Source organism: Streptomyces sp. NPDC024687 (genome assembly GCF_055559055.1).
In genome coordinates this window covers 420768-430860 of sequence record NZ_JBVHLJ010000008.1, presented here as the reverse complement: position 1 = coordinate 430860, position 10093 = coordinate 420768, and the positions used below count along the sequence as shown (strand labels likewise).

Genomic DNA, 10093 nt, shown 5'->3' with positions numbered 1-10093 from the left:
CGGCCGCGCCTTCGTGCGCGAGCGGGCCGACGGCCGCACCCACCGGGTGGGCAGCGGCGGCTTCTGGCAGGTGCATCCGCAGGCGGCCGACACCCTGGTGAAGGCGGTCATGCAGGGCCTGCTGCCGCGCAAGGGCGAGATGGCGCTCGACCTGTACTGCGGTGTGGGCCTGTTCGCGGGAGCGCTGGCGGACCGCCTCGGCGACAAGGGCGCGGTCCTCGGCATCGAGTCCGGCAAGCGTGCGGTCGAGGACGCCCGGCACAACCTCGCCTCCTTCGACCGGGTCCGCATCGAACAGGGCAAGGTGGAGTCGGTGCTGCCGCGCACCGGGATCACGGAGGTCGACCTGATCGTCCTCGACCCGCCGCGGGCGGGGGCGGGGCGCAAGACGGTGGAGCACCTGTCGTCCCTGGGAGCCCGGCGCATCGCGTACGTCGCCTGCGACCCGGCGGCGCTGGCGCGGGACCTGGGGTACTTCCGGGACGGGGGGTACCGGGTGCGGACGCTTCGGGTGTTCGATCTGTTTCCGATGACGCATCATGTGGAGTGCGTGGCGGTGCTGGAGCCGGTGGCCAAGGGGTCCTGACCCGGGGCTTTGTTGAGGCGCTGCTCAGGGACCTGGTGCCCGACCGCCCCCCGTCATGGCTGTTCGCCGTGTATGTCCTGTTTCTCCAGGGCCTTGCGCAGTGCCCGCACGGCGTAGAAGGCGCGGCTCTTGACGGTGCCGGGCGGGATGCCCAGGTGGTCGGCTGCCTGGGCCACGCTGCATTCCAGGTAGTACATGAGGCCGATAACGGTCCGATGCTGCTCTTTCAGCTCCCCCAGTGCTTCCAGCACCGCATGGGAGGTGATGGTGGACCTCATGCCGTCCCATGAGGTGTCCAGGTCCTCGACCGGCATCAGCTCGAGCGGCCTGGTCCGCCGGGCCCGGTGGTGGTCGAGGACAAGGTTCCTGGCCACGGTGAACAGCCACGGCCTGATGTGGTCGCCGCGGGTGCACAAGAACCGGGCATGTTTCCAGGCACGGGCCGCGGTCTCCTGGAGGATGTCCTCCGCCTTGTGCCAGTCACCGTCCAGCAGCCGCGTGGCGTACCGGACGAGCAGAGGTCCGTACTGATCGTAGACGTCTCGGACGAAGGCATCGCAGTCGGCGTCCGAAGTGACGTTCCGGGTATGCGCCCGAGCCGGAGCGAGGGTGGTGGTCCCCGCTTCCATGATCCCGTTCATGGGTGCCCCATCCTGTTCGAGTGTTCTGTGGCGTGCTCTCCCGCATGCACGGGCGAGTGGCTCAACCCTCGTAGGGACCCCTTGGCCAAACCTTGTCGTCTCCTTGTCGTGCCCCTTGGCGTCTCTCGCGGAGCGCCCCGGACAGACCTTGGCAACCGGGCCTGTCCGGGGCTGAGTGGGCGCCGACGATCTCGCGGCGGCTGCCAGGTCGGGATCCTCGACGGTTCCTTGGGCGGCCTCCCCGCGTGCACAACAAGGGCGGTTGCAGGGCCCTCTCGTGTCCTGGCAGCGGCAGCAATGATCGCTCTCCCGCCCGCCTCCCCGGCTGCCGCGGTCAATCAGACCGCCTGCGACGACCGGACGGACCTGGTCAGGGGTTTGTGACGACGGCAACCAGAGCACGTGCTTCGTCAACGCGACGCCGCCGATCCTGCAGATCCGCTGACCCCGCGCACCCGGAACTGCGCTGTGCACCGGAGCCGGCCCAACCCCCGGTGCACGGGCGGTCACTTCCGCCCCGGCGTTGACGCCCTCGGTGGCGGCCCTGTGAAGCACCGCTCATCGACTGCGACGCAGGGTGAACCGTCGCCCTGTCGCCGACGTTCACATGATGAGTGCAACGCCCAGGCAGCACAGGCCCACTGCAGCCAGTGTCCCTGTCCGCGGTCGGTGTGGACCACGCTCATGATCAATACGCGGGGCGCCCAGGATCACTACTCCTGGGAACCGGGAGCTTATGGCCCCCAGCCGCCCTTTCCGGCACGGTGGGCGTGGGATCCGCATCCATGTCCAGGGCGGTGAGCCGGTCACGGACCTGCTCGGCGCTGTGCGACATGGCTCGCTCGTCGGCGCTTTCGAGGACGTGGACCCAGTCCGCTCGTGCGCCTTCCCGGTCGCCTTGGGCCAGCCGGGTGTCGCCCAGCCGCATCAGTGAGCCGATGGCGTTCCTGTGGTCGCCCAGTTCCTCGAACGCCCGTGTCGCGCGCTGGTAGGTGGCCACCGATTCTTCGTAACGGCCGAGCAGACGGAGGTTGTAGCCCAAGACGTCCCAGGCCTGGGCCAGTTGCCATGGCGCGTCCAGGCGCTGGAACAAGTCGATGCCCTCCTCGCTGTACTGAAGGCTTTTCTCGAGCTGCCCCAAATTGGAGCGGAACCAGGCGAGTTCGACGAGGCACTCGGCCAACCACAGCTCTTCACCCATCTCCCGGGACAGTTCCAGTCCCCGCTCGGAGGACGTCACGGCCTCCTGGATCCGGCCGAACAGGAACAGCGCGCACGCCGTGACGTAGTGGGCTCGGGCCAGTTCACCGGTCGCGTCGAGCTCTTCGAAGATCGTGGTGGCGAGTTGCAGGTGGTGCAGAGCTTGTTCCTGATGGCCGAGATAACCGTGGACGCCACCGAGGTGGCGTAGGCAACGGCCTTCTTCGAGGCGGTTGTTCTGGCGCCGGGCCACTTCCAGGGCGGGGGTCAGTGCGGTGATGGCCTCGGGCCAGAATTCCTGGCGGTAGAGAAAGTCCTTGAGTGACCAGGCCAGCCCGGTGGTGTGGTGGTCCAGCTTCTGGCTGACGGCGGTGTGGAGCAGGCCGGTCAGCACCCGGTGTTCGGCGGTGAGCCATCGGGTCGCCTGCTCGACGGTGGTGAGGTTCTCCGGACTGACGCCCGGGTGGGGCGTACCGAGGTCGAGCTCGGGTGTGGTGTCGTGCTTCAGAAGCTGGTTGGCCTCGTGGGCGGTGAACAAGTAGTGGTCCAGGACCCGGAGGGTGGCGTGGTGGCGTTCGTCGGTGGTGTCGTGGGTGTGGGTCAGTTCGGTGGCGTAGTCGCGCAGGAGGTCGTGCAGGCTGTAGCGGCCGGGCAGTGGCTGTTCCACGAGGCAGGAACTGACCAGACCGGCGAGTGCACGGCGGGTTTCGGGGAGGGGAAGGCCGGCGAGGCTGGCCGCGGCGGGGGCAGTGATGTGGGGGCCGGGGTGCAGGGCCAGGAGGCGGAAGAGCCGGGCGGCGGGCTCGTCCAGGGACTGGTAGGACCAGGAGAAGACGGCGCGTACGTCGGTGGTGGTGTCGAAGCCGGTGAACGCGTCCAGGCCGCCGTGGGTGTGTCGCAGCTCGTCGGCGATGGCGTGCAGGGGCAAGGAGGGATCGAGCTCGGCGCGGGCGGCGACCACGGCCATGGCCAGGGGAAGCCGTCCGCACAGGCGGATGATGTCGGCTGTGGCGGTGGGCTCGGCGACCAGTCGTTCGGTTCCCAGGCGTCGTTCGAGGGCTTGGTGGGCCTCGGTCGGTGAAGGCAGCGGGAGAGTGAGGGGTTTGGCGCCGTCGGTGGCGATCAGGCCGGGGAGTTGGTTGCGGCTGGTGATCAGGGTGAGGCAGCCCGCTCCCGCGGGGAGCAGGGGGCGCACTTGTTGCTCGTCGCGAGCGTTGTCCAGGACGAGCAGGATCTGCCGGTCGGCGAGGAGGCTGCGGAAGAGCGTGCTGCGGCCGGGGGTGTCTTCGGGGATGCGCTGGGCGGGAACACCGAGGGCGGTGAGGAAGCCGTGCAGGGCGTTGCCGGGTTCGACGGCGGGTGCGTGGGGGTGGAATCCGCACAGGTTGACGAAAAGCTGTCCGTCGGGGAAAGAGGGGGCGATGCGGTGGGCGTGGTGGACGGCGAAGGTGGTCTTGCCGACACCGGGAGCACCGCTGATGGCGACGACCGGGGCAGCGGTCGGTCCGGGCCGGCCCGGTGCACCGCTCACCGCCGACAGCCACGCCCCCTCGGCCGCCCGCCCTGCGAACACCGGGAGACCGCGCGGCAGTTGTGCCGGACGTGCCAGGGGCGGCGACGTGGTTCCCTCGTCATTCGTTCCGTCCGCGGCCGGGTGGCAGCGCGCGTCCGACCGGTCGGCTGCGTCGGCCGGTGCGTCGGCTGCCGGGCCGGTGGGCGCGGTTGCCTCACCCTCGTCCGGTACCCCGGATCCGGCCGACCCGCTCGGGTCGCGGCCGTGCCCGGCACTCCCGCCGGGGACGGATGCCGCGCCGAATCGGTTCAGCTCATCGGTTGAGTGAAGGGGCGGCAGGTCGTGGTGAAGGATGCCGTGGTGCAGGGCGCGTAGGGCCGGGCCGGGTTCGAGGCCGAGTTCGTCGGCGAGGTGCCGGCGCAGGTCGGTGTAGCGCATGAGCGCTTCGGGGTGCCGACCGGCGAGGTACAGGGCGCGTAGCAGCAGGGCCCAGCCGGTTTCCCGCAGGGGATGTTCCACGGTCATTTCCTGCGCCGCGTCCAGGGCTTCCGTGATCCGTCCTTGCGCGAGCAGGGCAGTGGTGCGGATCTCGCGTGTGGTCTGCCGCAGTTCTTCCAGGCGTGCCGACTCGTGGACGGCGAACAGGTGGTGTGCAGCGTCGGCGAACGGGGTGCCGCGCCACATCTCCAGGGCCTTTCCGGCCTCTTCCACGACGTGTTCGGGCCGGCCCTCGTCCATGAGCCGGTGTGCGCGGGCAAGGGCCCGCTCGAAGCGCACGGTGTCACGGCTGTCGGGCGGTACCCGCAGGGCGTAGCCCAGGGGTTCGGTGACCAGCACCTCGAAAGTGCCCTGCCGGCGCAGGTGCTGGGGTTCCAGGACCGCGCGTACCTTGCTGATGTGGGCGTGCAGGGAGCCCATTGCTCCGCCAGGTGTCCGCCCCGACTGCTGGGGCCACAGTTCCTCGCACAGGGTCTGCGGAGCGACCGCCCGGCCGTCGGCGAGCAGCAGGCGGATCAGCAGCAGCCGCTGCCTGCGCCGACCCGGATCGAGTACCGTGCCCGCCCGCCGTACCACCAGCGGACCCAGCAGTCCGAAGTCGAGCCCCTGCCTCACAGTTGTCACCGTACCCACTCAGAATCCCGCTCGACAGCGCCGCCATCGAGGGGCACATGCATGACCATGACCCGCGGACCTGTGGGCGACCCGCTCCCGCGGTGACGAAGACCAGGCGTCGGCACACCCGGACATCCGCGCGACCCTCGCGGTGACCTGTCCGCCGAGGTGGGGGGCCGGAGCGAGTGATCGGATCGGCGGGGGACCCCGTCGTCCGCCTGCCGCATATCGGACAGGACATTAGCAGGGCGCCACCCGGCGCGATCACTTCACCGGCGGCGCGATACACCGCGCTGACAGGGGCGCCCACGCGTACCGCTGCCGGCCGGCTGATTCAGCGTTGCTGTAGACGGTCTCTGCAGATGACCTCCTACCGGACGGGCCCAACACAACTGCCTCTCCTTCGGCGAAGCGTGAACCGGCGTGACGTTCATTCCGTTCACTGATCGAACAGTCGTCGTCGGGAGTGGGAAAAGGGACATGGCCATCGTCGAAGGAACGAGCACCGCCCGGTTCGAACCGGTCCGAGCGGCGCTGGCAGCGCACCTGGAGTCCGGCGAGGAGTTGGGCGCGTCGATCGCCGTCGATGTCGACGGAGCCATGGAAGTCGATCTGTGGGGCGGGCACGCCGACGAGGCGCGGACCGTTCCGTGGCACCAGGACACGTTGGTCAGCCTGTGGTCCACCACCAAGACCCTCAGCAGTCTGGCGGCCCTCGTCCTCGTCGACCGGGGGCTACTGGATCTGCACCGCCCGGTCGCGCACTACTGGCCCGCATTCGCGGCTCAGGGCAAGCAGGACATCGAGGTGCGGCATGTCCTGGCACACACCTCGGGACTCTCCGGCTGGCAGCAGCCCTTCACCATCGACGATCTGTACGACTGGCCGACCGCGAGCGCCCGGCTGGCCGCGCAGGCGCCCTGGTGGGAGCCGGGCAGTGCCTCGGGCTACCACGTGCAGACTCAGGGACAGCTGGTGGGAGAGCTCGTCCGGCGGGTCAGCGGCCGTACCCTGACCGAGTTCGTCGACACCGAGATCGCGGGGCCGTCCCAAGCCGACGTCCAGATCGGTGCGCGGCAGGCCGACTGGCCGCGCATCGCCGAGCTGGTGGCCCCGTCGCAGCTCCCCGGAATGCCCGCCGGCCTCGATCCCGAGGGGATCTTCACCAAGACGCTGCTCGGAAGCCCCGCCCGGGACGAGCACGTCGACACCCCGCAGTGGCGCCGTGCCGAACTCGGAGCCGTCAACGGACACGGCAACGCACGAGGCATGGCCCGTGCCCTCTCCGTGATCTCACGGCGCGGCCAGGTGAACGGCCACCGGCTCCTCTCCGCGGACACGGTGGACAAGGTCCTCGACGTACAGGCCGACGGAATCGACCTGTTCCTGGGCGTTCCCGTGCGCTGGGGCATCGGATTCGCGCTCGCCGACGCGAGGACGATGCCGCACATGCCCACCGGACGGATCTGCTTCTGGGTCGGCCGGGGCGGTTCGATCGTCATGATGGACCTCGACCGGCGCGTCACGTTCGCGTACACGATGAACCGGCTGGGCGACGGAATCCTCGGCTCGGAGCGCACCCTCAGTTACATGAGGCATGTCTACGAAGTCCTGGACTCCACCGGCTGAGACTCGCCCGCTCCACCCCGACCGTTCTGCCGCTGCCGCGGGTCGCCCGCCAGCCATCCGAACCGCGCTCACCGCCTGGCGCAGACGGAACGCGCCACAACTCGGTCATTCCCGAAGGAACTCGGTGCCTCGTCTCCAGAGCGCACCGGCCCGCTTCGCCGGCACGGTCCGGTGAAGACCGACAACCAAGGAAGAGGACATTCACGCATGCGCATCACCCGCCTGGCCCGTCCGAGCCGCAGATCCGCCCTGCTCGCTGTCACAGCGGCGGTAGGTCTGTCTGTGGCCGCAGCCACCCTGCCCGGCGCAGCCGGTGCGGTGTCCCACCGTCCGGTACGTCCGACGATCGTGCTGGAGCACGGGGCGTTCGCCGACGCGTCAAGCTGGGACGGTGTCGTCACTCGGCTGCAGCGTGCGGGCTACCCAGTGGTGTCCGCCGCCAACCCGTTGCGTGGTCCGGCGACTGACGCCGCTTACCTGCGCAGCGTCGTCGACCACATCGACGGGCCCGTGGTCCTGGTCGGTCACTCCTACGGCGGCACCGTCATCAGCCAGGCCGCCGCGGGCCTGGAGGGCAAGGTGAAGGCGCTGGTCTACATCGCCGCGTTCCTGCCCGACACGGGCGAGAGTTCGCTCGGGCTGACGAACAAGTTCCCCGGCAGCACCCTCGGCCAGGCGATCGAGTCCGTCAACTACACGCTGCCCGACGGTGGTCAGGGCGCGGACGTGTACATCAAGCCGGAGAAGTTCCGCGACCAGTTCGCCGCGGACGTGCCGGCGGACAAGGCCGGGCTCATGGCGGCAGGACAGCGTCCGATCGCCGCCGCCGCGCTGGAGGAGAAGTCGACGAAGGCCGCCTGGAAGACGATCCCCTCCTGGTCGCTGGTCACCACCGAGGACCTCAACATCCCCGTGGCCGCCCAGCGCTACATGTCGGCCCGTGCCGCGGCGCGCACCACGGTCATCGACGCGTCGCACGCGGTGTCCGTGTCCCGCCCCGGGGCCGTCGCCCGCATCGTGGAGCAGGCGGCCCGCACGGTCCGCTGACCGGGAGTTCCGCCCCGTCGCGGCATCGCACGTCCCCACAACCCTGCCCACCCGGGCACCTCACCACCAGCGCATTTCCCACCGAAAGGCAGTGACCAGCATGGCGTTCATCACCGTCGGCCAGGAGAACTCGACCAGCATCGAGCTGTACTACGAGGACCACGGCACCGGGCAGCCGGTCGTACTGATCCACGGCTACCCGCTCGACGGCCACTCCTGGGAGAAGCAGTCCGCCGCCCTGCTGTCGGCCGGCTACCGCGTGATCACGTACGACCGGCGCGGTTTCGGCCGCTCCAGCCGGCCCACCACCGGCTATGACTACGACACCTTCGCCGCCGACCTGAACACGGTCCTGGAGACCCTCGACCTCAACGACGTCGTCCTGGTCGGCTTCTCCATGGGTACCGGCGAGGTCGCCCGCTACCTGGGAACCCACGGCTCCGCACGGATAGCCAAGGCAGCCTTCCTCGCCTCCCTCGAGCCCTTCCTCCTCAGGACCGACGACAACCCCGGCGGCGTCGACGGCACCATCTTCAAGGACATCGAAGAGACCGTCACCGCCGACCGCTACGCCTACTTCACCGCGTTCTACGAGAACTTCTACAACCTCGACGAGAACCTCGGCACCCGCATCAGCGAGGAAGCCGTCCGCAACAGCTGGAACGTTGCCGCCGGAGCCTCCTGGTACGCCTCCCTGGCCTGCGTGGCGACCTGGTCCACCGACTTCCGTGCCGACCTCCCCAAGATCGACGTCCCGGCGCTGATCCTGCACGGCACCGCCGACCGCATCCTGCCCATCGAGGCCACCGGAGAACGTTTCCACCAGTCACTCCCGCAGGCGGACTACGTCGTCATCGACGGCGCCCCCCACGGCCTGCTGTGGACCCACGCCCAGGAAGTCACCCAGGCCCTTCTCGCCTTCCTGGCCAAGTGACCGGCTCACGGCCCGTTGCGCGGGGGAGGCGTGGCTGAGCCTGCTCGTTCGCTCGCGGGCCACTCGTCGCCAGGACCGTGAGCCGTGTGCACCCGGTCCACGGCAGTTGCCCGCCGAGCAGCTCTGGCACGGTTCGAGATCCGGAGTGACGCCTCCCTGCTCTTCCCGCGCCATCTCCAGACCGAGGTGACGACCGGCGAACGCAACTCCGCCGGGTCCAATGCGCGAACGTACGCGCGGACCGGGACGCTCCTTTGGCGCTCTGGCCGCACATTGTGTCTGTAACAGGCCGTGCCGGGGCCGCCATCGGGACGCCCCGGAGCGGGCTGACCGCCGCGAGCCGTCAATACCCGTGTGCATCCCGGAGGCGAACCGGCAGTGGGTGTCTGGACGGCCACCCGGAGTCAGCGCCGGGCCGCTGGTTCAGCGGGACAACCACGGCCTGTCGCCGGCCCGGCCTCGAGGCCACAGGGAGTCACGCCGTCGCGGTCAGCAGGTCGGCCAGGACGTCGGGGCGTTCCAGGGCGATGAAGTGGCCCGCCTTCGGCACCTGGGTGAAGTCGGCGGTCGGCAGGAGTCGCTTGTTGGCCTCGCGGTCCGAGACGCGGGACCAGTCCTTCTCGCCGTAGACGAAGTGGACGGAGGCCTTGACCTCCGGGTAGCGGGAGCGGGCCGCGATGAGGCTGGGCAGGGCCTGGTACACGCCCCGGGCGACGGTCGGGTAGCCGGGGCGGGCGCCCACCTGGAGGAGCTCGTCCACGTAGTCCTCGCGCAGGGCGCTCTTGTCGCCGAGGCCGCCCTGCAGGATCTTGCGGAGGGCGGGCCTGGGCTCCACGCCGGCGATCACCGGACCCACTCCGGGGGCGAGGACTCCGCCGACCACCACGCGGGCGAGGAGACCGGACCGGGCGATTCCACCGGGGAAGTCGTACGTGTTCACCGCGATGACGCGTCGTACCCGCTCCGGCAGGTCGGCCGCGGCGGTCAGGGCGAGCACCGCCCCCATGGACTCTCCGACCAGTGTCGCGTCGTGGAGGTCGAGTTCGGTGAGCAGCCGCTCGACGCCCGCACGCATCGCCGGCTCGTCGTAGGACGCCCCGGGCACGATCTCGGAGTAGCCCATCCCCGGCAGGTCGAGGGCGTACACGGTGTACCGGTCCGCGAGCAGCGGGATGAGGAGGCGGAAGTGCTCGGCCTGCGTGCGCACGGTGTGCAGCAGGACCAGGGGGGCGCCGGTGCCCGCCTTGAGGTAGCGCAGGGTTCCCTCGTGACGGTGCTGCCCTGTGCGCGGGGTCAGGGTGTGGCTGGTGGTCCCCGGGATGTCGATGGTGGGGCGTGACGTCTGGCCGGGCTTCAGTGCGGTCATGTCCGCCTCCACAATGAGAAACTGATCGGTTTCCAGTACAGTAAACCGATCGGTTTCAGAGTGC

7 protein-coding genes are annotated in these 10093 nt (G+C 69.8%); 4 read left to right on the top strand and 3 right to left on the bottom strand.

Annotated features, from left to right (window positions below; translation table 11 throughout):
- Positions 1 to 586: class I SAM-dependent RNA methyltransferase (locus ACZ39I_RS30730; RefSeq protein ID WP_467248058.1), on the top strand; the 586-nt coding region annotated here is incomplete at its 5' end.
- Between the two features lie 53 nt (positions 587 to 639).
- Here ACZ39I_RS30730 and ACZ39I_RS30725 read toward each other — a convergent pair.
- Positions 640 to 1227: a sigma-70 family RNA polymerase sigma factor gene (locus ACZ39I_RS30725; protein WP_467248057.1), complete on the bottom strand. Its 588-nt coding sequence runs from the start codon at positions 1225 to 1227 to the stop codon at positions 640 to 642.
- Positions 1228 to 1915: 688 nt separating this feature from the next.
- The gene (locus ACZ39I_RS30720; protein WP_467248056.1) at positions 1916 to 5053 is read right to left on the bottom strand and encodes an AfsR/SARP family transcriptional regulator; all 3138 of its coding nucleotides are present in this window, start codon (positions 5051 to 5053) and stop codon (positions 1916 to 1918) included.
- Positions 5054 to 5533: 480 nt separating this feature from the next.
- Between ACZ39I_RS30720 and ACZ39I_RS30715 the strand changes: the two genes are divergently transcribed.
- From ACZ39I_RS30715 to ACZ39I_RS30705, 3 genes are all read left to right on the top strand, one after another.
- Complete coding sequence (locus ACZ39I_RS30715; protein ID WP_467248055.1) at positions 5534 to 6682, top strand: serine hydrolase domain-containing protein; 1149 nt, start codon at positions 5534 to 5536, stop codon at positions 6680 to 6682.
- A gap of 207 nt (positions 6683 to 6889) precedes the next feature.
- Positions 6890 to 7729: an alpha/beta fold hydrolase gene (locus ACZ39I_RS30710; protein ID WP_467248053.1), complete on the top strand. Its 840-nt coding sequence runs from the start codon at positions 6890 to 6892 to the stop codon at positions 7727 to 7729.
- A 100-nt stretch (positions 7730 to 7829) separates the two neighbouring features.
- Complete coding sequence (locus tag ACZ39I_RS30705; protein ID WP_467248052.1) at positions 7830 to 8663, top strand: alpha/beta fold hydrolase; 834 nt, start codon at positions 7830 to 7832, stop codon at positions 8661 to 8663.
- 475 nt (positions 8664 to 9138) lie between these two features.
- Here ACZ39I_RS30705 and ACZ39I_RS30700 read toward each other — a convergent pair whose 3' ends face one another.
- Positions 9139 to 10029 (bottom strand): alpha/beta fold hydrolase, encoded by an 891-nt coding sequence (locus tag ACZ39I_RS30700; RefSeq protein WP_467248050.1) that lies wholly within the window; start codon positions 10027 to 10029, stop codon positions 9139 to 9141.
- Positions 10030 to 10093: the final 64 nt, after the last annotated feature.

Coding starts and splice junctions, on each gene's coding strand:
- ACZ39I_RS30725 (WP_467248057.1), bottom strand. CDS start 1,227: ATGAACGGGATCATGGAAGCGGGGACCACCACCCTCGCTCCGGCTCGG.
- ACZ39I_RS30700 (WP_467248050.1), bottom strand. CDS start 10,029: ATGACCGCACTGAAGCCCGGCCAGACGTCACGCCCCACCATCGACATC.
- ACZ39I_RS30715 (WP_467248055.1), top strand. CDS start 5,534: ATGGCCATCGTCGAAGGAACGAGCACCGCCCGGTTCGAACCGGTCCGA.
- ACZ39I_RS30710 (WP_467248053.1), top strand. CDS start 6,890: ATGCGCATCACCCGCCTGGCCCGTCCGAGCCGCAGATCCGCCCTGCTC.
- ACZ39I_RS30705 (WP_467248052.1), top strand. CDS start 7,830: ATGGCGTTCATCACCGTCGGCCAGGAGAACTCGACCAGCATCGAGCTG.